At 50.2% G+C, this 23,833-nt stretch carries 20 protein-coding genes and 1 pseudogene; 10 read left to right on the forward strand and 11 right to left on the reverse strand.

Annotated features, from left to right (window positions below; all coding sequences use genetic code 11):
* Positions 1-45 precede the first annotated feature (45 nt).
* Positions 46-702, forward strand: coding sequence for a UpxY family transcription antiterminator (locus tag C7120_RS08185; RefSeq protein WP_107621122.1), 657 nt, complete (start codon positions 46-48; stop codon positions 700-702).
* A gap of 110 nt (positions 703-812) precedes the next feature.
* Here C7120_RS08185 and C7120_RS08190 read toward each other — a convergent pair whose 3' ends face one another.
* Genes C7120_RS08190 through C7120_RS08205 form a run of 4 tightly spaced genes read right to left on the reverse strand, consistent with a single transcriptional unit; the run spans position 813 to position 4,477 of the window.
* Positions 813-2,378: a peptide chain release factor 3 gene (locus C7120_RS08190; RefSeq protein ID WP_107621123.1), complete on the reverse strand. Its 1,566-nt coding sequence runs from the start codon at positions 2,376-2,378 to the stop codon at positions 813-815.
* A 4-nt stretch (positions 2,379-2,382) separates the two neighbouring features.
* A complete protein-coding gene (rfbD, locus tag C7120_RS08195) occupies positions 2,383-3,255 on the reverse strand; it encodes a dTDP-4-dehydrorhamnose reductase (protein WP_107621124.1) in 873 nt (290 codons plus the stop codon).
* Positions 3,256-3,257: 2 nt separating this feature from the next.
* Positions 3,258-3,806 (reverse strand): DUF4924 family protein, encoded by a 549-nt coding sequence (locus C7120_RS08200; RefSeq protein ID WP_107621125.1) that lies wholly within the window; start codon positions 3,804-3,806, stop codon positions 3,258-3,260.
* Positions 3,806-4,477, reverse strand: a complete 672-nt coding sequence (locus tag C7120_RS08205; RefSeq protein WP_107621126.1) for a LysE family translocator — start codon at positions 4,475-4,477, stop codon at positions 3,806-3,808. Before C7120_RS08205 ends, C7120_RS08200 begins: the two co-directional genes overlap by 1 nt.
* Positions 4,478-4,641: 164 nt before the next feature.
* Here C7120_RS08205 and C7120_RS08210 point away from each other — a divergent pair.
* Positions 4,642-5,629: pseudogene (locus C7120_RS08210) on the forward strand (ROK family protein).
* A 175-nt stretch (positions 5,630-5,804) separates the two neighbouring features.
* Here C7120_RS08210 and C7120_RS08215 read toward each other — a convergent pair.
* The 5 genes from C7120_RS08215 to C7120_RS08235 all read right to left on the reverse strand — a co-directional run bounded on the left by C7120_RS08215 (position 5,805) and on the right by C7120_RS08235 (position 11,927).
* Positions 5,805-7,607, reverse strand: coding sequence for a chloride channel protein (locus tag C7120_RS08215; RefSeq protein WP_107621127.1), 1,803 nt, complete (start codon positions 7,605-7,607; stop codon positions 5,805-5,807).
* 7 nt (positions 7,608-7,614) lie between these two features.
* Positions 7,615-8,184 carry an L-threonylcarbamoyladenylate synthase gene (locus C7120_RS08220; RefSeq protein ID WP_107621128.1) on the reverse strand — a complete coding sequence of 190 codons (570 nt, stop codon included), beginning with the start codon at positions 8,182-8,184 and terminating at the stop codon, positions 7,615-7,617.
* A gap of 14 nt (positions 8,185-8,198) precedes the next feature.
* Positions 8,199-9,176 carry a methionyl-tRNA formyltransferase gene (gene fmt / locus C7120_RS08225; protein WP_107621129.1) on the reverse strand — a complete coding sequence of 326 codons (978 nt, stop codon included), beginning with the start codon at positions 9,174-9,176 and terminating at the stop codon, positions 8,199-8,201.
* Between the two features lie 132 nt (positions 9,177-9,308).
* Positions 9,309-11,117, reverse strand: a complete 1,809-nt coding sequence (locus C7120_RS08230; RefSeq protein WP_107621130.1) for a M6 family metalloprotease domain-containing protein — start codon at positions 11,115-11,117, stop codon at positions 9,309-9,311.
* A gap of 30 nt (positions 11,118-11,147) precedes the next feature.
* Positions 11,148-11,927: an EFR1 family ferrodoxin gene (locus C7120_RS08235; protein WP_107621131.1), complete on the reverse strand. Its 780-nt coding sequence runs from the start codon at positions 11,925-11,927 to the stop codon at positions 11,148-11,150.
* Between the two features lie 145 nt (positions 11,928-12,072).
* On the opposite strand from C7120_RS08235, the gene C7120_RS08240 reads away from it, so the two are divergent.
* The 4 genes from C7120_RS08240 (at position 12,073) to dapA (ending at position 16,243) form a co-directional block, all read left to right on the forward strand.
* On the forward strand, positions 12,073-13,560 hold the full coding sequence (locus tag C7120_RS08240) for a ComEC/Rec2 family competence protein (RefSeq protein WP_146154225.1): 1,488 nt from the start codon (positions 12,073-12,075) through the stop codon (positions 13,558-13,560).
* Positions 13,560-14,300 (forward strand): tRNA pseudouridine(38-40) synthase TruA, encoded by a 741-nt coding sequence (truA, locus tag C7120_RS08245; protein WP_107621446.1) that lies wholly within the window; start codon positions 13,560-13,562, stop codon positions 14,298-14,300. The genes C7120_RS08240 and truA overlap by 1 nt, the downstream gene beginning before the upstream one ends.
* Positions 14,301-14,311: 11 nt before the next feature.
* The gene (locus C7120_RS08250) at positions 14,312-15,250 is read left to right on the forward strand and encodes a DMT family transporter (protein ID WP_107621133.1); all 939 of its coding nucleotides are present in this window, start codon (positions 14,312-14,314) and stop codon (positions 15,248-15,250) included.
* Between the two features lie 105 nt (positions 15,251-15,355).
* On the forward strand, positions 15,356-16,243 hold the full coding sequence (gene dapA, locus C7120_RS08255; RefSeq protein WP_107621134.1) for a 4-hydroxy-tetrahydrodipicolinate synthase: 888 nt from the start codon (positions 15,356-15,358) through the stop codon (positions 16,241-16,243).
* A 411-nt stretch (positions 16,244-16,654) separates the two neighbouring features.
* On the opposite strand, the gene rbr is transcribed toward dapA, so the two are convergent.
* Positions 16,655-17,197, reverse strand: a complete 543-nt coding sequence (rbr, locus tag C7120_RS08260; protein ID WP_107621135.1) for a rubrerythrin — start codon at positions 17,195-17,197, stop codon at positions 16,655-16,657.
* A gap of 96 nt (positions 17,198-17,293) precedes the next feature.
* The gene (locus C7120_RS08265) at positions 17,294-18,328 is read right to left on the reverse strand and encodes a type I asparaginase (RefSeq protein WP_107621136.1); all 1,035 of its coding nucleotides are present in this window, start codon (positions 18,326-18,328) and stop codon (positions 17,294-17,296) included.
* 106 nt (positions 18,329-18,434) lie between these two features.
* Between C7120_RS08265 and uxaC the strand changes: the two genes are divergently transcribed.
* The 4 genes from uxaC to carA all read left to right on the forward strand — a co-directional run bounded on the left by uxaC (position 18,435) and on the right by carA (position 23,827).
* The gene (gene uxaC, locus C7120_RS08270; protein ID WP_107621137.1) at positions 18,435-19,841 is read left to right on the forward strand and encodes a glucuronate isomerase; all 1,407 of its coding nucleotides are present in this window, start codon (positions 18,435-18,437) and stop codon (positions 19,839-19,841) included.
* A 93-nt stretch (positions 19,842-19,934) separates the two neighbouring features.
* On the forward strand, positions 19,935-20,735 hold the full coding sequence (locus tag C7120_RS08275; RefSeq protein ID WP_107621447.1) for a polysaccharide biosynthesis/export family protein: 801 nt from the start codon (positions 19,935-19,937) through the stop codon (positions 20,733-20,735).
* Between the two features lie 114 nt (positions 20,736-20,849).
* Positions 20,850-22,745: an amidophosphoribosyltransferase gene (locus C7120_RS08280; RefSeq protein WP_107621138.1), complete on the forward strand. Its 1,896-nt coding sequence runs from the start codon at positions 20,850-20,852 to the stop codon at positions 22,743-22,745.
* A 5-nt stretch (positions 22,746-22,750) separates the two neighbouring features.
* Positions 22,751-23,827 (forward strand): glutamine-hydrolyzing carbamoyl-phosphate synthase small subunit, encoded by a 1,077-nt coding sequence (carA, locus tag C7120_RS08285; protein WP_107621139.1) that lies wholly within the window; start codon positions 22,751-22,753, stop codon positions 23,825-23,827.
* The last annotated feature ends 6 nt before the right edge of the window (positions 23,828-23,833 follow it).

Raw genomic sequence — 23,833 nt, forward strand, 5'->3', positions numbered from 1 at the left:
GATTTTCACTAAAAAAAGTTACCTTTGTATCTAAAACGAGTGAAGATGGACGAATTCTCTCCGGATGTTTTGCACGAAAAGGCGCCGGCCGTTCCTGATTGGGGAGGCAGGGTGGAGGAAGACGGCAAGAACTGGTATGCCGCCCGCCTCTTCACGACCCGCCAGCATGAGCTTGTCGATTTGTTGACAGCGAAAGGCCTTTCCTGTTTTGTCCCGATGGAATATCGTGATGTCATGAGGGCGGGGAAGCTCGTGAGGCATGTGCTGATGCCTGTGGTGAGGAATCTGCTCTTCATCCGGAAAGACTATTCCGAGCAGGAAACTTGCAGAATCCTGGCAGATGTTCCCTATAAGTTGAGCATCCTGCGCAAGGCGAAGGATAACCCCGGATACTATGAGATTCCTCACCGCCAGATGTTGGAGTTCCAGTTGATGTGTAATCCGGAGCTTGAGATGCGCAAGTATCTTTCCGGAGAAGAGGCCAGGCTGAAGGTCGGAACGCCGGTTTCGGTAGAGCACGGCCCGCTGAAAGGTCTCTCCGGAAAGCTCGTGCGATCGAGCAAGAAGTATTATCTCTTGAAGGAAGTGCCCGGGATGGCTGTCATGATTAAGGTGTCCCGCTGGTGCTGCAAGCCGCTTGTGGCAAAACAGGGAGCGATCTCCTGTGATTCCCCGTGCGGTCAGTCGGATTCAGAAAGATAGCCTATGCCCTGACAAAATCGCCGAGATTGTCAGACAATCTCGGCGATTTCGTCGCACAATCTCGGCGATTTTGTCGCGCGGGAGACAGCCTCCCGTATTTAGGGAGATTGTCAGAACTCGCTCGTGAAGTGGAACCTGATGTGCTTGAAGTCCTGCTGCGCCATGCTCAGCATATAGCCGCTGTCGGCCAAGAACACATCACGGCCTTCCAGATCCTTGGCCATATACTGATATTTGCGCTTTTTGAAGTTCTCGTATTCGGCAGGGTCATCGCTCTCAATCCAGCACGCCTTGTAGAGATGTACCGGCTCCCAGCGGCACTTGGCGTTGTATTCGTTCTCCAAGCGATATTGTATCACCTCAAACTGGAGCTGCCCCACGGTTCCCACGATGCGGCGGTTGTTGAACTGGTTGACGAAGAGCTGGGCTACGCCCTCGTTCATCAGCTGCTCGATACCCTTGCTGAACTGCTTGGATTTCATCGGGTCGTCGTTCTCGATATACTTGAATAACTCGGGCGAGAAGCTGGGAAGCCCGCGGAAATGAAGGGTCTCACCTTCGGTAAGCGTATCTCCGATCTTGAAGATTCCGTTGTCGGGAAGGCCCACGATGTCGCCTGGGTAAGCCTCGTCTATCGTCGATTTGCGCTGCGCCATGAACTGGGTAGGACTGCTGAACCTCACCGTCTTGCCCAATCGGATGTGCTGATAGGGCTGGTTGCGCTGGAATTTTCCGGAGCAGACCTTGCAGAATGCGATACAGGAACGATGGTTGGGGTCGATGTTGGCGGTAATCTTGAAGATGAAGCCGGTGAACTTTTCCTCCGTCGGAGCCACCATGCGCTCCTCTGCCTTGGTGGGTTTCGGACTTGGAGCAATCTCCACGAAGCAGTCGAGCAGTTCCTGCACGCCGAAGTTGTTGAGGGCACTGCCAAAGAAGACGGGCGCTACTTCGGCCGTCCGATAGGTGTCGACATCAAATTCGGGATAGACGCCGTTCACCAGCTCAAGGTCTTCCCGCAGTTGCTGGGCTTCCCTTTCGCCTACATGCCGGTCGAGTTCCTTCGACCGGACATCCACGGCAACCTTCTCCGTAACCCGTTGCTTGTTCGGGGTAAACAGGTTCAGCTGTTGCTCATAGATGTTATATACACCCTTAAACCTCATTCCCTGCCCGATCGGCCATGAGAGAGGACGGACATGGATGTTGAGTTCTTGCTCCAGTTCATCCAGCAAGTCGAGCGGATCGCGGCCTTCGCGGTCCATCTTGTTGACGAATATGATGACGGGCGTGTTCCTCATCCGGCACACCTCCATCAGCTTCCGGGTCTGGGTCTCGACGCCTTTGGCGGAGTCGACGACGATGATGGCCGAGTCTACGGCCGTCAATGTGCGGTAGGTGTCCTCGGCAAAGTCCTGATGGCCAGGGGTGTCGAGGATGTTCACCTTGTAGTCGTGATAGTCGAATTCCATGACGGAGGTCGACACGGAGATACCGCGCTGTTTCTCAATATCCATCCAGTCGGAGGTCGCCGTCTTGCGAATCTTGTTGCTCTTGACGGCTCCGGCCACCTGTATTTGTCCTCCGAAGAGCAGGAACTTCTCGGTGAGGGTGGTCTTGCCGGCGTCCGGGTGCGAGATGATGGCAAAGGTTCTTCTTCTTTCTATTTCGTTCATGAGGTTACTTTATATTGGAGATGCACTTTTTCAGCGAGTCTGTCCAGTAGGGAATCTTGATGCCGAAGGTGTTCTTCACCTTGGTCTTGTCGAGCACGCTGTATGCCGGCCGGGTAACCGGCGAGGGGTATTCGCTGCTGTGGCAGGGCTGGATGTCGCATGCGGTGTGCCCCGCAATCTCGGCAATCTGCTTCGTGAAGTCGTACCAACTGCACACGCCCTCGTTCGAATAGTGGTAAATGCCACTGTTCCCGGCGAACTTCCGGTTATCTATAATATCTAAGATGGCCTCGGCGAGGTCGCCCGCATAGGTGGGGGTGCCCGTCTGGTCGAAGACCACTCTTAGCTGGGGTTTCGTGGAAGTGAGGTTCAGCATGGTCTTCAGGAAGTTGTGCCCGAACTCGCTATACAGCCATGCGGTGCGGAAAATGAGGTAATCTGCGCCCGTGGCGATGATTTTCCGCTCTCCGTGAAGCTTTGTCTGGCCGTACACTCCTGTGGGATTTCCCTGCTGTTCTTCGTTGCAAGGCGTGTTATAGGGGTCTGCTCCGAAGACATAGTCCGTGGAGATATGCACCAGGAGGCCGCCCGCTTCCTTCATGGCCTTGGCCAGATTCTCCGGTGCCGTGGCGTTCAGTGTCTCCACAATGTCGCCGGCGGTCTCGGCCTTGTCGACATTTGTCCATGCCGCACAGTTGATGATGCACTTGATGTCGTTGTCCCTGACTTCCTTGCGGATGGCCTCAAGGTCGGTGATATCAAGCTTCCGATACCCGTCGCAGACATCCGTGAAGATATAGTTGTCTCTTGAGTTCTTGCTGGCCAGTTGCATCTCGTTCCCGAGCTGTCCGTTGGCACCTGTAACTAAAATGTTCATATTCAGTCGTCCTCGAATTTTAAGCCTTCATCCCTGTCCTTTATATAATAGTCGGAAAGCAGGCCGATGAAGGTGGAGATCTCGTTGACGGCACGCTCCGTCTCGGCCGTTATCTCCTTCTTTTGCAGCCGCAGCAGCATCACGCCGTAAAGGGCGTCGAGGCAGGTCTCTATCTCGTCGACCTCCTTGTCTCCCTTGTTGCGCAGCTCGACAATGAAAGGTAGCACCTTGTAGTATGCTGCGTTGTAGAATGGAAACTTGCTTGATTGCAGGAGCTTGCGGTGCAGATCGATGACATCCTTAAGGAGCACTTCGTTGATCTGCAGATGCCCATACTCGCGCTTGCCCTCCTCGTTCATCATGCGGATGAGGTTTCCATACCAGTCTCTCAGTTCCTCCTTCCGCTCTTCGTCGTAGTCGAACCGGCTGATGTATTCCCGGTTGAGCACGACCAGCGAGCATCCGTAGGCACGGATGATATCTTCAGTCTGCCACATGTAGAGCAGGTATTCGGCAATGCTTTTCTTGCGTAGTTCCTGAGCGATAAACATTAGTAGGATGTTAATGAGTAAAGATTGAATACCGTGCCGACGAGTATGATCAGGGAGACCAATATCACGACACAGCCTATCACCTTATTAATAATGAGTATACCGTTGTTGTCAAATTTTCCCCTTATTTTGTCTACGAGCCAAGTAAGCCCGAACCACCACAGAAGGGCACCGCCGACGATGCTCAGATAGCTCAGGGTCATCTCTATAGGTCTATGGGGGATCACAAAGGTGAGCTGGGCGAAGACCGCTATGAATAGGAATATAATCAACGGATTGGAGAAAGTGATCAGGAAAGCGGTAATTCCGTTGTGCCAGAGTGTGCCCTTGTTCTTGCTGCTTGCATGTATCTTGCGGGTGGGATTGCTGCGATAGCAGTAAACGCCGAAGGCCAACAGCACGACGCTTCCAATGATCTTGAGCCAGAAAAGATTGGTAGGATCGCTGATAAGATTCATCACGAAGCTCATTCCGAGACCGGTGAACAGCGCGTAGATGATGTCGCTGACAGTCGCTCCGACGCCCGTAACGAACCCATACCAGCGGCCTTTGTTCAAGGTGCGCTGTATGCAAAGCACCCCTACAGGCCCCATCGGGGCAGAGGCGATAATACCAATCAAGATCCCTTTGAATATGAGATCCAAGATGTCTATTTGAAACGGGAACGGCATATCGGGTGCAAAAATACAAATTATTATTGAAAAAAGAAAGGCGGAGAACGAAAAAACCACCTCCTCGGATAAAATAATCCTGAATATTCTTTGTTTAGTCTGGCTTTTTCTTTACCTTTGCGTATGAGGAAACGAATAACTAAAAGACAGACAAAATATTAGAAATGGAAGCTAACAATGAATTAAAACCGTATGTAATCGGTTTGGATCTGGGTGGTACGAACTCAGTATTCGGCATCGTAGACAGCCGTGGCGACATCAAGGCCACTACTGTTATCAAGACTCAGGCTTATGAGAATGTGGAGGATTATGTGGCTGCTTCGGTAGAGGCTGTTCATGTAATCGTAGATCAGGTGGGAGGCATTGACAATATCAAGGCGATGGGTATCGGTGCTCCTAACGGCAATTACTATACGGGAACCATAGAGTTTGCCCCCAATCTGAAGTGGGGCCACACGGGTGTTGTTCCCTTGGCCGACCTCTTCTCGAAGGCTCTGGGCATTCCGGTCGCCCTTACCAATGATGCCAACGCGGCCGCCATTGGCGAAATGACCTATGGTATAGCCCGCGGAATGAAGAACTTCATCGTGCTCACCCTTGGCACCGGTGTGGGCTCGGGCATAGTGATCAACGGGCAGGTGGTTTATGGTTGCGACGGCTTTGCCGGCGAACTGGGCCATGTCATCATGCGTCGTGAGAACGGGCGGCCGTGTGGCTGTGGCCGTAACGGCTGTCTGGAGGCATATTGCTCGGCAACAGGGGTTGCGCGTACGGCAAGGGAATTTCTCGCCACGCGCGATGACGCGTCCCTGCTGCGAGAGTATAAGCCGGAGGACATCACCTCTCTCGAGGTGTCGATAGCTGCCGGCGAGGGGGATGCCTTGGCAAAGGAAGTATATGAGTTTACCGGCGGGATGCTGGGCGAGGCTTGTGCCGATTTCGCGGCATTCTCGTCTCCGGAGGCGTTTATTTTCTTCGGCGGACTGACGAAGGCCGGCGACCTGCTGATGGAGCCGCTTGTAAAGAGCTATAAGGAACACTCGCTGACCATCTTCCGCGACAAGCCGAAGTTTCCTGATCAGCGTGCTGGACGGATCGTCGGCAGCGGTGCTCGGTGCGAGTGCCGTGGGCTGGGACATCAATCCGGACTAATATCTGTGAGGAGCGGATGATTCCTGAAGGCCTGATGCTTGTAGCGTCGGGCCTTCTTTTATGTGGCGATTCGGAAACCGGATGACGGCAAATCAGGATGTTACACGCTGCGTGGAATGTGATTACACACTGCGTGTAACACCCTTACAAACAGCGTGTAATCCTCTTGTTTATACTATTCGGCCGAGAAGTCGGCCACGAGCTTGCGGTACATCGAATACATGCGGGCGCGGGAAATGTAGCCTACGAGGATCTTGTTGATGTCTACGACGGGCAGATAATTGGCATTCGTGGTGTCGAATTTCTTCATTACCTCCTCCATGGGGTCGTTCATTCCGAGAGTGGCAGGAGCTTTGGTCATCAGTTGTCCTACCGTCATGCGGTTGTAAAGTTCAGTGCGGAAGACGATGTGGCGAATCTTCGTAATGTCTATCTCTCCCAGCAGGGTGCCCGCCTTGTCGACGACGGGAAGGAATTCGGAGTCGTTTTCGCTGATGACTCTTACCAACTTCGACAAGGGGAGGTCGGGATTTACGGAGGTAAAGTCTTTCTCGATGACGCTGTCCAGGTTCATCAATATGAGTATCGACTTGTCGATATGGTGGGTGAGCAGCTTTCCCTCCCGGGCCAGTCGCATGGCATAGATGCTGTGGGGTTCGAAGATGTTGATTGTGAGGACGGAGACCACGCACACGATAATCAGTGGCATGAAAAGCTGGTAGCCGCCCGTGATTTCCGCGATCAGGAAGATTCCCGTGAGGGGCGCATGCATCACTCCGGCTATGAGGCCGGCCATGCCCATAAGGGTGAGATTCTTCTCGGGGATGTAGACCCCCACCTGATACATGTTCCAGAGGCGCGAGAAGAAGAAGCCGGCGAAGGCTCCGATGAACAGCGATGGCGCGAAGGTTCCGCCGCAGCCGCCACTCCCGTTGGTAGCACTCGTGGCAAACACCTTGGTGAGCAATACTAGTCCGATGTAGAGCACGAGCAAGTTGCCGTGGCCATAGAAGAGCGAGTTGTTCATGATGTTCATCCAGTCGCCTTCGCTGTTGCCGTTCAGCAACACTTCGACGGCTGCATAACCCTCGCCATACAGCGACGGAAAGAGGAAAATGAGGGAACTTAGGATGAGACCGCCGAAGATGAGCCTGGTGTAAGGATGTTCTTTCATCTTGGCGAACACATTCTCGCAGGCCGTCATAGTCCGCATGAAGTAGAGGCTCACCAGCCCACAGAATAGTCCGAAGAGGGTGTAAGCAGGGAGGCGTCCCAGTGTCCATGCGTTGTCAAGGTGGAAATTGAAAAGGGCGGTGTCGCCTACGAAGATATAGGAGAAGCAGGTTGCCGTGACGCAAGATATCAGAATGGGCAGCAGCGAGGCCATGCTCAGGTCGACCATGAGCACCTCGAGCGTGAAGACCAGTCCTGCTATCGGCGCCTTGAAGATGCCGGCAATGGCAGCGGAAGCCCCGCAGCCCACCAGCAGCATCAGGTTTTTCTTCTCCAGGTGGAACAGTTGGCCGAGATTGCTGCCGATGGCCGATCCGGTAAGTACTATCGGTGCCTCGGCTCCTACGGAACCTCCGAATCCGATGGTGATGGCCGACGCGATGACCGACGACCAGCAGTTGTGCCGTTTCAGATGGCTGTTTTTCGTGGAAATGGCGTAGAGCACCCGGGTGATGCCATGCGATATGTTGTCCTTCACCACATATTTTATGAACATCGAGGTAATCCAGATGCCGATGATGGGGAACAGGAGGTAGAGCCAGTTGTAGCTGGTGATGGTGAATCCCGTCGTGAGCAGTATCTGTATCTGCCGGATAATCCAATGCAGGAAAAGGGCGGCGACGGAGGCAAAGAAGCCGACGAAGAAAGAGAGTATGAGCGTCATCTGGCGATCAGGTATGTGCTGATTCCGCCAATTGACGATCCTCTCCATCGGGGTTTCTTTCTTTTCTATCGCTGCTTCCATGTGATGACTATTCCCTTATGATTCTTATTTCGCCGCCCTGACCGATTTTTACGATGCTCGAAGGCGTGTGGAGCTTGTGCTCCTGCCTGCGGGAAGTGCAGACATAGTCTACGGCTTCCAGAAGTTCCGGCGATATATCGCTATAGTTCTGGGCCGCTGGCTCTCCGCTGATGTTGGCGCTTGTGCTTACGATCGCTTTCTGAAATCTGTAGCACAGTTCCTTGGAGAAAGGCTCCCGGGTGATGCGGAGTGCGATGGAACCGTCTTCTGCTATGAGGTTCGGGGCAAGGTTGATGGCATTGTCCAATATCACCGTCATCGGTTTTTCTGCCACATCCAGCAACTGCCATGCGATGTCAGGCACATTGCGGACATATCTTTGGAGTCTTCCGTCTGAGTCGACAAGGCATATCAAGGCCTTGGAGTCATCCCGGCGCTTTATCTCATACACCTTGGCCACAGCCTCTGCATTGGTGGCATCACAGCCAATGCCCCATACAGTGTCTGTGGGATAGAGGATTACACCTCCTCTTCTTAGCACCTCGACGGCATTCCTGATATCTTCTGCTTGTGTCATTTGTTTTGTAATCTTTATCGTCCGACCCTGAATATATCTATATCACGCATTCCATTCAGGAAGTCCCTTGCCGGTAGGCGCTTCTTTCCGGAGGCCTGTAATTCTTCTATCTGGAGCCAGAAGTCGGTGCAGGCGATATAAAGTTTCCTGTTTTCTGTCTTTATGGTGCCGGCTTCCATGCCGGCGGGCTGCTCTGTCTTCTTTGCGTGGAGAATCTTGAGCACCGACCTCCCGTTTCCGTCGTTGACGACTGGATACATGGTTGTCCATGCCCCCGGATAAGGGCTCAGGCCGCGAATGAAGTCATAGACTTTCTTGGCTGGTTGGTTCCAGTTAATCTGGCAAGTCTCCTTGAAAATCTTCGGGGCAACCTTTAAATCGATGGAATCTTCTTGCGGAATGCTTGGCACTTGGCCGTCGGTTGCGATCACCTTGTCTACTGTCTCGACGCACAGCTGCGCGCCCAGGCGCATCAGGCCGTCGTAAACATATTCTACATTTGCGTCGTCGGGAATCTCGAATGTCTTTCTGTCGATAATGCGGCCCGTGTCGATGTCCTTATCAAGGAAGAAGGTGGTAACTCCAGTCTGCGTCTCGCCGTTGATGACGGCCCAGTTGATGGGCGCGGCGCCACGATATTGAGGCAGTAAGGCGGCGTGAACATTGAAAGTTCCATACCGTGGCATGGCCCAGACGGCCTCGGGAAGCATGCGGAAGGCTACGACGACCTGCAGGTCGGCATGGTAACTTCTCAGCTCCTCGATGAAGGCCTCGTCCTTCATCTTGGCCGGCTGCAATACGGGAAGCCCCTGCGACAAGGCATATTTCTTGACTTCCGAGGGTTGTAGGGTTTCTTGGTGTCTGCCAACAGGCTTGTCGGGCTGTGTTACGACGGCAACCACATGATAGCCTCCCTCGACAAGTTGTCGCAGCGACTCTACCGCAAACTCGGGGGTCCCCATGAAAATGACTCTTAAATCTTTCTTTTCCATTCTCACTGTTTAGTATGGCCTGGCTCTGGAATTACTGACACTTGCGATCGGGGCAATGCCAAATGATCTTTCGTGCTGCCCGCATCCGAGACGCTAAAGGCGGTAAAAGTATCAGGGCTGCCGCGTTATCACCTATTTGACTACATATTTCTTATGCTGATAGATATAGACTCCTTTCGGTAGACTGGAGAAGTCTGTTCCCACATATCGCCCGTCAAGGGTGTATATCTTTTCGCCCTTGGTCTTGCCCGCGGCTTCAATGTTTGCTATTCCTGTGGGCGTAGGTTCTTTCAAGAAGCTGAATGAGATGGTGCCGTCAGTGCTTTCCGTAATCTCATAGATTGGCTTTTCGATGGTTCCCCCATTTACGGCGACTCTCTCAATCCGGGTTACATTTGATGTGCCGGGATAGGGATCGCCCCGATGGCTGTTGTTGTATTCTTCCTTGCTGTACGGCTTTGTTGCGGTAGGTCCCGTCTTTGGGTCATATACTCGGTAAGAAGTTATAAGCAGCTTATCGGCCGGAACGATGGTCAGCCCGGGCTTGCCCAGCGTGTTGTTGGGGTAATCGCCAATGTTGATGCTTCCTTTTTGGTAGTCTACTCGATACACGAGCATCCCCTTTCCTAACAGTTTTGACCACCAGCCATTATTCTGGATGTTCTGTAAGATTAAGTATTCAGAGTTGTTCTCAATGCCACTTGCAATTTTGTAGGCCTTATGCTCTTCGTCAAAAGGCCGCAGCGAGTACTCCCCGGAGTCGCTCAACTCCGTAAGATTCATCCATCCCATGGCCTCCATTTCCCATGGAGTATAGGGGGTGGGAGTATATCCGTTGTCCACATATTCCCCTCCGTCCATCAGGTCCCAGTACTCTAAAGCCTGGTTGTCTACCTGTGCGGAGGGATCGATCGGATAGAAATCGGGGAGCCCCATGGTGTGAGAGAACTCGTGGCAAAACAGCCCGATGCCGTTGATTCGATATCGCGGGTTTTCTTTAGGCACATAGCTTGCCCGAAAGTTTAGTTCATTATTGATGCCGAAGCGCGAGACTTCCACCCCGTCGTAGGTTCCGAATGAACCGGCGCCAGACTTTGGCCAGAGGTCGTCCTCATCTCCTGAGACGCTTGCTCCGTAACCAGCATAGATGATATAGACCAAGTCTGCCAGTCCGTCATGGTTCTGGTCATACTGCGAGAAGTCAACTCCTGCGGCGGCGGCCTGTACGCATGCTTTGGTAATCATCTCTTGATAGTGTTGATCGTTGCGCCCTTTGCCATAATAGACGGAGGTCTCCGGCATGGTGAATACTCCCTTCACATCAAACTGGGGAGTATACTTTCCTTGGCTCATCTCATGGAAGTATTGCCTTACACTTCCGTAAAGCCGGCTTTGGTTGATGTCGTTGTTGGCGGGGACGGGGTCTCCCGGCTTCGCATTCAGATAGTAGTCGAATGTCGCAATGGGGTCGGAAGTCGTGAACTTCACATCTTGGAACTGCACGAGCAGCACCAAGGCCCTGGGGCTTCCTGTATGAGGAAAGTAGGGCGTGGCAGGTGTTCCGATAGGGATTGCTCGGGTTCTTGCTTTGTTTTTGTTTCTTTCGACATTTTTATTAAAAAGATTTTTGTCTTGAGAATTTATCAATTCTTGCTCTGCGCTTTGGCGTGCGCCTGCCTCGTGGGCAAGCTGTGAGGTGGCCGCCAAGGTTCCATCCTTTGCGACGGAGGCAATGTAATAGTCTTTTCCGACCTGCACCAGTAATACATCATCTGATGTTGTTACCCAATTGAAGTGCTCGTCTCCATGAAGGAAAATTGTCAATTGGGTTCCGTCTGTCTGCAGAACCGGAATCGGGGTGCTTATAGCCTTTGCGCCCCAGCCGCTTACCGTTGTCAGGAGGAATGCAAGGATCAGGAGTAATTTGTTTTTCAGTCTCATCTTGTTTATATTGTTATTTTTTGTGATTCTTTACCTATGGTTTCGTCCGAAGAAGTATTGGCCTTTCTTCCGGGTTCTGTTTCCGTATTCTATGGCATGGTGCGGACAGTGGTGGTAACAGGTGAAGCAGCTCAGGCAGGTCCCGTTATGTTTCCACATGGGCTCTTTCCCCAATCCTCCGATGATATCATGCACCGGACAGACATCCGCGCAGATTCCGCACTTCACGCATTTCTTCCTCTCCACATGGAAAGGTTTGTCCGTGATGAGGTGCCTCACGAAGAAGCCTCCGACAGGTCCGCTGAAGAATGACGGGATAGGTCCTTTGACGGTTCGGACGACTCCCTTCTTTCTTTCTTCTATGTCTTTGATGAAGCCAGACAGGTCTTTTTCGGCCTTCTGCCTTTTTGCGATTTCCTTTTCTTGCGGGTCAACATCCATGAATGGTAAGCCTACATACGACTCGGGCATAATAAGGGAGAAAGCGGAATGCAGTTCAATCTCTCTCTTCCGCAGGTCGCCGCTCAGGATTTCAGTAGCCTTTCCTATAGAGTCTCCTGCCGTCCAAAGCACATAGGTGTAATCCATGGCTCCCTCGATGACAAGTTTCTGGATAAACTTCCTTACTATCTGGGGAGGACGCCAGCCGTGGACAGGCAGTACGAAGCCGAGCCTTTCGCCTTTCTCAAGGATGAAACGACAATCTCTTTCTGTCATCTCGGGGATGTATATTAATTGTTCGTCAAGCCTGTCAGCCAAGCGCTGTGCGGCCCATCGAGTATTTCCCGTACCAGAAAAATAGAATATCATAATGCAAAGATACATATTTTTAGATACAATTCAAACAAATCCTCATAAAATCATGAAAAATATCTAACGGCAGGCTCTATGGTTTCCCGAAAAGATTTGTACCTTTGCGTCTGTGGAGGTGAATGGCAAGATACAGCTCTACCCGATGACGCGAATTGCAGTCGCGCTCATTCTGGGGATTCTGATTGGCGACCGATGGGGCGGTAGTCTGCCGTCTGTGGCATGGCTGGGTGTGATGATAGCCTTGCTGGTTGCTGTGAACATAGCCCGCGAGAGGCCCGTTTTCCAAAGTGTCGCCCTGCTGCTTTCAACGATGATGTTTGGCGTTTGGTCGTTAACGGAGGTGAGAAATGCCCGGGAAATCCAGCTTCCCGAGCACGAGATCGGCTACGAGGCGGTGGTTGTCAGCGAACCGCAGGTCAGAGGCAAGGTTCTTCGCTGCGACCTGTTGATCACTTCTATGCGAGAGCCCATCAAGGTGAAGGCTTCTATATTGCGAGATACTTTGACAAATGCGTGGACAAGACTGAAGGTCGGAGACGGAATCGCAGCCAAGTCGAAGTTAGAGGAGCCCTCCTATTCCTTTTCCAATTCGAGCTTTGATTATGCGCGATGGTTGAAGGTGCATGGGTTTCAGGCACAGACTTTTATCTATCATGACAGTTGGGCTCGCCGCCAGATTTCGCTTGCGCGGCTATCTAATTTCCAGCGCGTGAGGATTGCTGCCTTGAAGTTCAGGCACAAGTTGACAGACAAACTTCGGCAATTGAACATAGAGGAAGAGAACCTTGCCCTGATATCTGCTATGGCTCTTGGTGATAAGTCTATGATATCCAATCAGGTTAGAGACGATTATTCAATTTCCGGAGGAAGCCATATCCTTGCTTTGAGCGGTCTTCATCTGGGCATTATATATGCAGTCTTGGTATTATTGATAACAAGTGTGGTCAAGCTGGTTCGCAAACCGACGGAGATCTATCAGCGATGGCCGGATGTGGTGGTACAACTGGTCTCGTTGGCGGCCATATGGAGCTATGTGGTTTTGGTCGGCATGTCGGCAAGTGTACTGCGGTCGGCAACGATGCTAACCATTTATGGCTTGATGAGTCTCCTCAATCGCGACAGGATGTCGCTGAACGCCTTGGCTACGGCGGCAATCATTATGCTTGTCATAAATCCTTACACTTTGTGGGATGTGGGGTTCCAGATGTCCTTCATGGCCGTTTTGGGTATCCTGCTCATCTATCCTCGGCGGCACCTGAACTGGCTTGTTGGTCTGGTAATCGTGTCTGTCGCTGCCCAGGTAGGGGTCGCACCGCTCATCATGCTCTATTTCGGGCGGTTTTCGTGCTATTTTCTTCTCACCAACCTCATTGTCATTCCCTGTGCCACTTGCATCCTGTATGGCGTGGTCTTGCTGCTGATAGCGAGCCCGATTTCCCTTGCTCAGGCTTTCATAGCGCGGGGACTGTCGGTTGTGGCAGGCTGGATGAACGCCGGGGTGGGGTGGATAGCCTCATTGCCGGGAGCCTCGATAGAGGATATCCGCATCAACGGGCTGCAGGCATTGCTGATTTATGTGATGATGTTTTGCGCATATCGGATAATTTGTATAAATTTGCAGCGGAAATGATGCAACGCTATTTTATTTATCTCTGTTACGATGGCACTCGGTATCATGGGTGGCAGATTCAGCCGAACGGGATTTCCGTGCAGGAAGAACTCCAGTCGTGCCTGTCTGTTCTGCTGCGGAAGCCGGTGGAGATAACGGGTGCCGGTCGGACCGATGCCGGTGTGCATGCCCGGCTGATGGTGGCTCATTTCGATGTCGAGGATGTCTCTGACGAGGCCCAGCTTACCTATAGGCTCAATCGGATGCTGCCCCGGGATATAGCGGTGAGCAGGATAGAGAAAGTGGCTGGCGACCTCCATGCCCGTTTCTCAGCCACTTCGCGCACTTATCATTATTTCATTCATATCGGTCGCGACCCCTTCCTGAGACACTATTCGCTGGAGATGCCCTATCAGCTGGATTTCAACCGGATGAACGAGGCGGCCCGGCTGCTGCTCGAGGTGAAGGATTTCGAAGCCTTCTGCAAGGCCGGGACTGATGCGAAGACTACGCTTTGCGATGTAACTCAGGCCCGGTGGGAGTTGATGGAAGACGGAGATGTGAAGCGATGGAGGTTCGTGATTACGGCTAACCGGTTTCTCCGCAACATGGTGAGGGCCGTCGTGGGCACCCTTGTGGATGTGGGCCGTGGGAAGATTTCAATGGAGGAATTCCGGCAGGTCATAGCTTCCGGCAATCGTTCGAACGCGGGAGAGAGCATGCCGGGGAATGCCTTGTTCCTCTGGGATATTCAATATTGAGGATAACGAATATGTGGCTGGCTTTAGCTTTTGTCTCCGCGGCTTTGTTGGGTCTCTATGATGCCTGCAAGAAGAAATCTCTTAAGGGGAATGATGTGGTTGCGGTTTTGTTTCTGAACACGCTTTTCTCGTCGTTGATATTCCTGCCTTTCATCCTGCTGTCTGCCAATACAGGCGTGCTTGACCACACGATTTTTCATGTGGGAGGCGGTGGATGGGAGCTGCACAAGTATATTCTTCTGAAAAGCTGCATCGTGTTGAGTTCGTGGACTTTCGGATATTTTGCCCTGAAGCATTTGCCGTTGACCATTGCGGGGCCTATCAATGCTACCCGCCCGGTGATGACCCTGGTGGGAGCCTTGCTGATTTTTGGCGAGGAGCTAAATGTCTGGCAATGGATAGGAGTCGTGCTTGCCATCCTCTCCTTCTACCTTCTAAGCCGCAGCGGGAAGAAGGAGGGCATTGACTTTAAACACGATGTATGGGTGTATTTCTTGCTGGCGGCGGCAGTCCTGGGGGCTTTGAGCGGGCTATACGACAAATATCTGATGGCTTCGCCGGCCGACGGCGGGGTGGGGGTAGACCGCATGGCGGTGCAAAGCTGGTATAACATTTATCAGATGGCGATGATGGGAGTAGTGCTGGTTGTCAGTCATAGGGGCCTCAGGCGGAAGTCTTCGCGGGCTCATCAGCCACAGGACGGATTTCATTGGGACTGGGCAATCGTGCTGATCAGCCTCTTTCTGAGTGCGGCCGACTTTGTTTATTTCTATGCGTTGAGCGTTCCCGGCGCGATGATTTCCGTCGTCTCAATGGTGAGGAGATCGTCGGTGGTGGTCAGTTTCCTGATGGGGGCTCTTTTCTTTCACGAGAAGAATCTGCGCTCCAAGGCCTCCGACCTGGCCCTGGTGTTGCTCAGTATGCTCTTTCTCTGGATGGGAACCCGCTGAAAATAGATTTTATTAAATAATGTAGAAGTCTTGGAAGTCTTTCGAAAAATTTATATCTTTGCATGCAGAGACTGACAGAACGACTTTTACGCAAGCATCACGATTATGGCATATCATATTTTTAAGGGACTTGGGATAGCGCTCGTTACGCCTTTTACGCCGGAGGGAGAGGTGGACTATGCAGCCTTGAAGCAACTCGTGGAGTATCAGATTGACAATGGGGCCGACTTCTTCTGCATCCTTGCCACTACAGGTGAGGTGCCGTGCCTGACGCGTGAAGAGAAGGACAAGATAACGAAGCTGGTTCTCGAAATCAACCAGGGGCGCCTTCCTGTCCTGAAGTATTGTGGCGGAAACGATACCCGCGCGGTTGTTGAGGAGATTCTGAATACCGACTGGACGGGCATTGACGGCATCCTGAGCATCTGCCCTTATTACAACAAGCCTTCCCAGGAGGGGCTCTATCAGCATTTTAAGACCATAGCCGAAATAAGTCCGCTTCCTCTCGTTCTCTATAATGTGCCGGGCAGGACGGGAGTGAACATGAAACCCCAGACCCTTATCCACCTTGCCAACGATTGTCCGAACATAGTAGGAGTGAAGGAAGCCTCCGGCTCTCTGGAGCAGGTGGATGAGATCATCAAGGGAAAGCCCGACCGCTTTGATGTCATCAGCGGCGATGACGCGCTGACCTTTTCCATGGTGGCGAGCGGGGCCGTAGGCGTGATTTCAGTTATCGGAAATGCCCTTCCCAAGGAATTCTCACGCATGATCCGGCTGGAATTTAAGGGAGAATACGAGCCTGCCCGCAAGATTCATCACATGTTCACGGAGCTCTATAAGCTGCTGTTCGTCGACGGGAATCCTGCCGGCGTGAAGGCGCTGCTCAACGATATGGGCTATATAGAGAATGTGCTCCGCTTGCCATTGGTACCCACCCGGATAGAGACCAAGGACAAGATGGCCCGGATACTCAAGGATCTGCGCATATAGACAGCGACCGGAGATTTGCCGATCTCTCAGGGAAGGGAAATAAGAAACTTGCGGATCCTCGTCCTGACCGATAGGCATGATCTTCGCCCTCTTACCTCATTTTCAGTATGGAGAATACCATCGGAGATTGCGCCGAGAGCATTCAGCGATAGAAACAGCGGTGTCTCATTTTACAAAATCGGCGATTTCGTCCCACGATTTCGCCGATTTCGTCCCACAATCTCGCCGATTTCGTCAGCCTGTTTGCCGCTTTCTGCCCGACAAGACACGAATGCCCGTCTTCCTCCCATTCTTTCTGGGGCACCTTACTAAGAAGTTCTGCCGTTTATAAAGAGAGCCCGCGCGATCTGGGGCAGACAATAAAAAGGGCGGAACCAGAAGTTCCGCCCTAAGTCTATGGCCGTGAAATGATTAATAGTTTTCTGCCCGGAGCTCGAAGAAACTTTGCGGGTGGAGGCATACAGGGCAAACTTTTGGTGCCTTGGGGCCTACTACGATGTGTCCGCAGTTGCGGCAAATCCATATCCTGTCGCCGTCGCGGGAGAACACAACGCCGTCCTCGATGTTTTTCAAAAGCTTGCGATAGCGTTCCTCGTGATGCTTCTCGATGGCACCCACGGCACGGAACTTGATAGCAATCTCCTTGAAGCCTTCCTCCTCGGCCTCCTTGGCCATGCGATCGTACATGTCGGTCCACTCGTAGTTCTCACCGTTGGCGGCAGCCTCGAGATTGCTCATCGTATCCTTGATTTCACCGCCTTCAAGATATTTGAACCACAGCTTGGCATGCTCTTTCTCATTGTTGGCTGTCTCTTCGAAGAGAGCCGCTATCTGCTCGTAGCCGTCTTTTCTGGCCTTGCTTGCGAAAAATGTGTACTTGTTTCGTGCCTGACTCTCACCGGCAAAAGCCTCCTGGAGGTTCTTCTCGGTCTTTGTTCCTTTTAAATCTTTCATAATGTTGTTTGTTTGTATTTATATTTAATATGGCACAAAGTTATAAAGATTTTGTAAAAAATCCAAATATTTCATTGTAATAATTACAGAACAGGGCTAAATTGTGATTTCTCCCGCCAGCGACATGGTCATCATCTTGCGGATGATGGCATAGTCGTCGTATCTTGCCTGCAGGTGCATCAGCTTGGCAATGGCGGCCTCTACGGTGCTGTCAAGCCCCGAGACGACCCCCGCGTCCTGAAGTTGATAGCCCGTATCGTATCTCGACATCTCGACACTTCCCGATATACACTGGCTGATATTGACGATGCAGACGCCGCTGGCGCTTGCCTCTTTCAGCAGTTTGGTCATCCACGGGGCGTGGGGCGCATTGCCGCTGCCATAGGTTCTCATCACGATGCTCCGCAGTCCCGGTGCCTCAAGCACATGTTTCACGGCGGGCTCCTGAATGCCGGGAAACAAGGAGAACACAATGATGTTGCAGTCCATTTCAAGGTGGGGGGTCATCGGTTTTGAGAAATCCGGTTTCAGAATGTTGTGCCTGTGGAAGGTGAAATTGACGCCGGAATCACACAGATGCGGGTAGTTGAAGGAGTCGAAGGCATCGAAGCCGTCGGCATTCTGCTTGGTAGAACGGTTCCCCCGGAGGAGCGCGCCGTTAAAGTAGATGCTCACTTCCGGGGCAATGGGAGTTCCGTCGGGGTTGTGCTGGGAGGCCAGTTCAATGCTGGTCAGGAGGTTTTCCTTGCCATCCGTGCGCAACTGCCCTAACGGGAGTTGGCTCCCGGTGAGGATAACAGGCTTTGTCAAGTTCTCCAACATGAATGAGAGAGCTGATGCCGTGTAGGCCATCGTGTCGGTTCCGTGGAGAATCACGAATCCGTCGTAAAGCTCATATCGCTCCGAAATGATTCGTACGAGCTGGGCCCACAGTTCCGGATTCATATCGCTTGAGTCGATGATGGGCTCAAACTGATAGACATCTACACCTGTCCTGATGTAGTGAAATTCTGGTAGAAGATTCACCAAATGGGTGAGATCCAATGGCTCTAATGCGCCGGTTTCAGGATTGCGCCCCATGCCGATGGTACCTCCTGTGTATATCAGAAGGACTTTTTCGGTTCTTTTCATATTCGCCTTTGTGTCGTATTTTACCGCAAATATAGGTCAAAAAACTCACAAATCCAAAATTTTTAGTATATTTGCACATGAAAACACTTAAAAGGTCAAATACATCATGAAGCAATTTATGGATAAAGACTTCCTGTTGGACACGGAGACCGCCCAGGATCTCTTTCATCAGCATGCGGCAAAAATGCCCATCATCGACTACCATTGCCATCTGGATCCTCGGATGGTAGCTAAGGATCATCGGTTTAAGAATATCACGGAACTTTGGCTTGGGGGCGATCATTATAAGTGGAGAGCCATGCGGAGTAATGGTGTTGACGAAAGATATATAACGGGGGAGGCCTCGGACTGGGAGAAATTTGAGAAATGGGCAGAGACTGTACCTTATTTATATAGGAACCCCCTGTATCATTGGACGCACCTTGAGCTGCGCACCGCGTTTGGCATTCAGAAGTTATTGACACCAGAAACCGCCCGTGAAATCTATGATGAATGTAACGAGAAACTGCTGCTGCCGGAATTCTCGGCACGGGGATTGATGCGGAAATATAATGTGAAATGCGTCTGTACGACTGACGATCCCGTAGATGACCTTCGTTGGCACAGGGCAATCCGGGACAGTGGATTTGAAATCAAGGTGTTGCCGGCATGGCGTCCTGACAAGGCGATGGATATAGACAAGATGGGATTCAATGACTATATCAACAAATTAGCAGAAGTTTCTGATACCAATATTGTTACATTTAAAGACCTGATGGATGCCCTGCAGAAGAGACACGACTTCTTCGGAGAAAATGGGTGCAGGCTCTCGGACCATGGTATAGAGAAGTTTTACGATGAGTTTTATTCCGATTCCCAGATAGAGACGATTTTCTCCAAAGCCATGCGGGGCATGCAGTTGAGTGTCCAGGAGATACACCAATACAAGAAGAGTTTCCTTGCCTTGAACGCGGAAATGGATGCCGATGCGGATTGGACACAACAGTTTCACTATGGGCCGATGCGGAATAATAACCAAAGGATGTTCAAACAGATAGGTCCAGACACGGGTTTTGACTCGATAGGAGAATGCGACACGGCCTTGGCGATGAGCCATTTTTTCAATTACCTGAATTCAGAAAGCAAACTGACCAGGACCATCATTTACACCCTGAACCCCAGTGCCAATGAAATGGTGGCCTCCATGATAGGTAATTTCCAGGACGGAAGTGAACCCGGGAAGATGCAGTTTGGAGCGGGGTGGTGGTTTAATGACAATCTGGATGGCATGCGCAGGCAGATGGAGGCGCTCTCCAATCTTGGGCTATTGTCTCGCTTTGTCGGAATGCTTACCGACTCCCGCTCGTTCTTAAGCTATCCCCGCCATGAGTATTTCAGAAGATTGTTGTGCAATATCCTGGGGAGTGAGGTGGAAAATGGGCTGTTGCCCGCAGACGGCGAGCCGCTTTGTCGCATGGTTGAAGACATTAGTTATAACAACGCCTATCGCTATTTCAGATTCTTTGATTTCTGAGAATTTTGTTAATTAATTCGCTAAATCTTTGCAACTTTCAAAAAATAGTATTAAATTTGCTTGATTTTTATGGGCAACACGAAATTTTATAATATGAAAAAAAACCTGATTCCATTCATCGCATTGCTGATGATTGTGCTTGTCGGAAGTTGTGCAGGCAGCAAGAAAGTGGCTTATTTCCAGAATATTGATTCTGTTAGTCTCGCGGCTTCAAGAGGCCTGTATGATGCAAAGATCATGCCCAAGGACATGCTTACCATCACCGTAAACACTCTGACTCCGGAAGCTGCGCTGCCATTTAACCTGGCTATATCTAACAGTATTGGTTCCAAAGGCCAACTGAACGGAGGTTCTGGCTCTCTTCAGGGTTATCTGGTTGATAACGATGGTTATATTAATTTCCCGGTTGTGGGGAAATTGCATGTTGCCGGTCTGACTAAGAATGAGTGCCAGGATTTGGTTACAAGCAAGATAGCGCCTTATCTTTCAAAGACCGAGATTCCGATTGTTACGGTTCGTATGTCAAGTTATCATGTTACGGTCATGGGTGAGGTTGCCTCCCCTAAGGTTGTTCAGGTTGAGACAGAGAAAATGAGTGTTCTCGAAGCTCTTGCCCAAGCAGGCGACTTGACCATCTATGGCAAGCGTAACAATATCATCTTGATTCGCGAGGACGCTAATGGCGAGAAGAGAGCGCACCGCTTGAACTTGAATGATGCGCACATCATAAATTCTCCCTATTATTATTTACAGCAGAATGATGTAATCTATGTAGAACCCAATAAGGTTAAAGCCAAAAACTCGGGAATCGGCCAATCGACGACCATCTGGTTCTCGCTCGTGAGTATCGTAACCTCGGTGGCCGCCTTAGTCGTAAACATAGTGAGAAACTAAGAAATATGAAAAATGAAGAATGACAATGACCCAAGACATTACATTCTTCATTTTTCTTTTGAAAGAAAGTCAAAAAAGTTCGTAGTTTGTTAGTTGAAATAAAGGGCATATAAATTGGAATCACTAAAACATGAATGTGGAATAGCACTTATTAGACTGCTAAAGCCATTGGAATATTACCATCAGAAGTATGGTACATGGATGTATGCACTCAATAAACTCTATCTCATGATGGAGAAAGAACATAATCGCGGCCAGGAGGGAGCAGGTATAGCCTGTGTTAAGTTAAAGGCGCAGCCTGGTAATGAATATATGTTTCGAGAGCGCGCAGAAGGGAAAGACGCCATACAGAATATATTTTCCAATATTTATTCCCAGCATAAAGATTTTTCCCAGGAACAATTGAATGATGTGGAATATGTCAAGGAAAACCTGACTTTTGCCGGAGAACTGTATATGGGGCACTTGAGATATTCTACGACGGGAAAGAAAGGCATACGCTTTGTTCATCCTTTTCTTCGTAGAAATAACTGGAGAGCCAAGAATCTCTGCCTCTGCGGCAACTTCAATATGACTAATATTGAAGAGATTTTTGAGAGACTTACCCGACAAGGGCAATTCCCTCGCATCTATAGCGACAGCTATATTATGCTCGAATTAATGGGGCACAGGCTTGACAGGGAAGTGGAGAGAAACTTCGTTGAGGCTCAAGAGAGAGGCCTGGAGGATACAGATATCACGCATTATATTGAAGACCATGTAGAAATGAGTAATATGCTCAAGACATCTATGGAAAACTTTGATGGAGGATATGTGGTGTGTGGCCTTACCGGCTCGGGCGAGATGTTTTCCATGCGGGATCCATGGGCTATTCGCCCGGCCTATTACTATAGGAATGATGAAATTGTAGTTGTCGCTTCTGAACGCCCGGTATTACAGACTACATTCGAACTGGAATGTGAGGACATACAAGAACTTCCTCCCGGCTGTGCTTTATTGGTGAAGCGTAGCGGAGAATGTGAGGTGAAACGGATTCTTGACCAGAAGGGGGATTCTGCATGCTCCTTTGAAAGAATTTATTTTTCTCGAGGTTCAGACAAAGATATTTATTTGGAGCGCAAAAAATTAGGCGAGCAACTTACCCAGCCGGTCTTGGCGGCCGTGGACAATGATACTGAGCACACGGTTTTCTCCTTTATTCCCAATACGGCAGAGGTTGCCCTCTATGGACTTTTAGAGGGATTCCGTAAGTTTGTGCATGAAAAGAAAATCCATGCGATTTTAAATTTAGGACATACCCCTACGCATGAGGAATTGGATAGGATACTAAGCCCCTTTGTGAGAAGTGAAAAGGTTGCCTGGAAAGACATTAAGCTTCGCACTTTTATCACGGAAGGTAATTCAAGAAATGATCTGGCCTCGCATGTGTATGACATAACATATGGAAGCATAGAGCCTTATGTGGACAAGCTTGTAATCATAGATGACAGCGTCGTTCGTGGTACTACATTGAAAGAGAGTATTATCCGTATTCTTGACAGGTTGCATCCTAAGAAAATTGTAGTGGTTAGCAGTGCTCCTCAGATTCGATATCCTGATTATTATGGCATTGATATGCCTCGGTTAGAGGAGTTTTGTGCATTCAGGGCAGCCATGGAATTATTAAAGGACAGAGGGCTGTATCAGCTGATAGATGATACCTACCATAATTGTCAGCAAGAGCTTTTGAAGCCAAAGGGCGAGATGCGCAATTGCGTTCGGGATGTTTATAATCTATTTAGCGTGGAAGACATAAGTAAGGAAATTGTGGAGATGTTGCGCCCCGTTGGCGTAACGACGCCGATAGAATTGGTCTTTCAATCTATTGAGGGCTTACATAAGGCAATACCCGAACATAAGGGGGATTGGTATTTCACAGGGAAATATCCAACCCCTGGAGGAACGAAGCTTTGTAATCAAGCTTTTGTTAATTATATAGAGAGAGTTTATCAATACGAACAAAAATTCTGATTATAATGAGAAATGTAACTTTAATCTTATCAGATGGTACAAAATTTCATGGGACATCATTTGGATACGAAGCTCCAGTAGCCGGTGAGGTCGTATTTAATACGGCAATGATGGGATACCCTGAAAGCCTTACTGATCCATCGTATGCAGGTCAGTTGCTGGCACTGACATTCCCATTAGTGGGTAATTATGGAGTGCCCCCTTTCACGACGGAATCGAGTGGGCTCCCATCTTTTATGGAAAGTGATAAGATTTATGCATCGGCTCTCATTGTTTCAGATTATAGTGAGCAGTATTCTCATTGGAATGCGGTAGAGAGTCTTGCGGACTGGTTGAGGCGTGAGCATGTGCCAGGTATTATGGGCATAGACACGCGGGAGCTTACCAAGGTTCTTCGTGAACATGGTGTGATGATGGGACGGATTCTTTTTGACGACGAGCCGGATAGTTTCCCGGAAGCTAATTATGAAGGTGTTAATTTTGTTGATAGGGTAAGTTGCAAAACTATCATTAGATATAATGAAGGTGCAGGGAAAAAAGTTGTATTGGTAGATTGTGGTGTCAAGGCAAATATAATTCGTGAACTGGTTAATCGGAATATGGAAGTAATCAGGGTGCCTTGGAACTATGACTACACAGGGATGGACTTTGACGGTCTTTTTCTGGCCAATGGACCTGGCAATCCTGATACCTGTGAGGATGCGGTGAAGATTATACGAAAGCAGATGGGGATTTCCCGAAAGCCTATTTGTGGCATTTGTATGGGCAACCAGTTGTTGGGAAAGGCATCGGGGGCTGTCATCTATAAGTTGAGATATGGTCATCGCTCTCACAATCAGCCTGTCCGTTTAGTCGGAACAGAAAAGTGTTATATAACTTCTCAGAACCACGGTTATGCCTTGGATGCTACTACCCTGGGCCGGGACTGGCAAGAACTTTTTGTCAACATGAATGACGGCAGCAACGAGGGCATCCGCCATAAGGAAAATCCGTGGTTTTCCAGCCAGTTTCATCCGGAGGCATGTTCTGGCCCATTAGATACGGAGTTTATGTTTGACAAATTTGTGGAAGCATTAAAGTAAAATATC

Origin of the sequence: Prevotella sp. oral taxon 376, assembly GCF_003043945.1 — a bacterium.
GTDB lineage: Bacteria > Bacteroidota > Bacteroidia > Bacteroidales > Bacteroidaceae > Prevotella.

Coding starts and splice junctions, on each gene's coding strand:
- C7120_RS08205 (WP_107621126.1), bottom strand. CDS start 4,477: ATGCCGTTCCCGTTTCAAATAGACATCTTGGATCTCATATTCAAAGGG.
- C7120_RS08230 (WP_107621130.1), bottom strand. CDS start 11,117: ATGAGACTGAAAAACAAATTACTCCTGATCCTTGCATTCCTCCTGACA.
- carA (WP_107621139.1), top strand. CDS start 22,751: ATGAGAAATGTAACTTTAATCTTATCAGATGGTACAAAATTTCATGGG.
- C7120_RS08235 (WP_107621131.1), bottom strand. CDS start 11,927: ATGATATTCTATTTTTCTGGTACGGGAAATACTCGATGGGCCGCACAG.
- C7120_RS08215 (WP_107621127.1), bottom strand. CDS start 7,607: ATGGAAGCAGCGATAGAAAAGAAAGAAACCCCGATGGAGAGGATCGTC.
- fmt (WP_107621129.1), bottom strand. CDS start 9,176: ATGGAAAAGAAAGATTTAAGAGTCATTTTCATGGGGACCCCCGAGTTT.
- uxaC (WP_107621137.1), top strand. CDS start 18,435: ATGAAGCAATTTATGGATAAAGACTTCCTGTTGGACACGGAGACCGCC.
- C7120_RS08265 (WP_107621136.1), bottom strand. CDS start 18,328: ATGAAAAGAACCGAAAAAGTCCTTCTGATATACACAGGAGGTACCATC.
- C7120_RS08250 (WP_107621133.1), top strand. CDS start 14,312: ATGTGGCTGGCTTTAGCTTTTGTCTCCGCGGCTTTGTTGGGTCTCTAT.
- rbr (WP_107621135.1), bottom strand. CDS start 17,197: ATGAAAGATTTAAAAGGAACAAAGACCGAGAAGAACCTCCAGGAGGCT.
- C7120_RS08185 (WP_107621122.1), top strand. CDS start 46: ATGGACGAATTCTCTCCGGATGTTTTGCACGAAAAGGCGCCGGCCGTT.
- C7120_RS08200 (WP_107621125.1), bottom strand. CDS start 3,806: ATGTTTATCGCTCAGGAACTACGCAAGAAAAGCATTGCCGAATACCTG.
- dapA (WP_107621134.1), top strand. CDS start 15,356: ATGGCATATCATATTTTTAAGGGACTTGGGATAGCGCTCGTTACGCCT.
- C7120_RS08240 (WP_146154225.1), top strand. CDS start 12,073: ATGACGCGAATTGCAGTCGCGCTCATTCTGGGGATTCTGATTGGCGAC.
- C7120_RS08275 (WP_107621447.1), top strand. CDS start 19,935: ATGAAAAAAAACCTGATTCCATTCATCGCATTGCTGATGATTGTGCTT.
- C7120_RS08220 (WP_107621128.1), bottom strand. CDS start 8,184: ATGACACAAGCAGAAGATATCAGGAATGCCGTCGAGGTGCTAAGAAGA.
- C7120_RS08190 (WP_107621123.1), bottom strand. CDS start 2,378: ATGAACGAAATAGAAAGAAGAAGAACCTTTGCCATCATCTCGCACCCG.
- rfbD (WP_107621124.1), bottom strand. CDS start 3,255: ATGAACATTTTAGTTACAGGTGCCAACGGACAGCTCGGGAACGAGATG.
- truA (WP_107621446.1), top strand. CDS start 13,560: ATGCAACGCTATTTTATTTATCTCTGTTACGATGGCACTCGGTATCAT.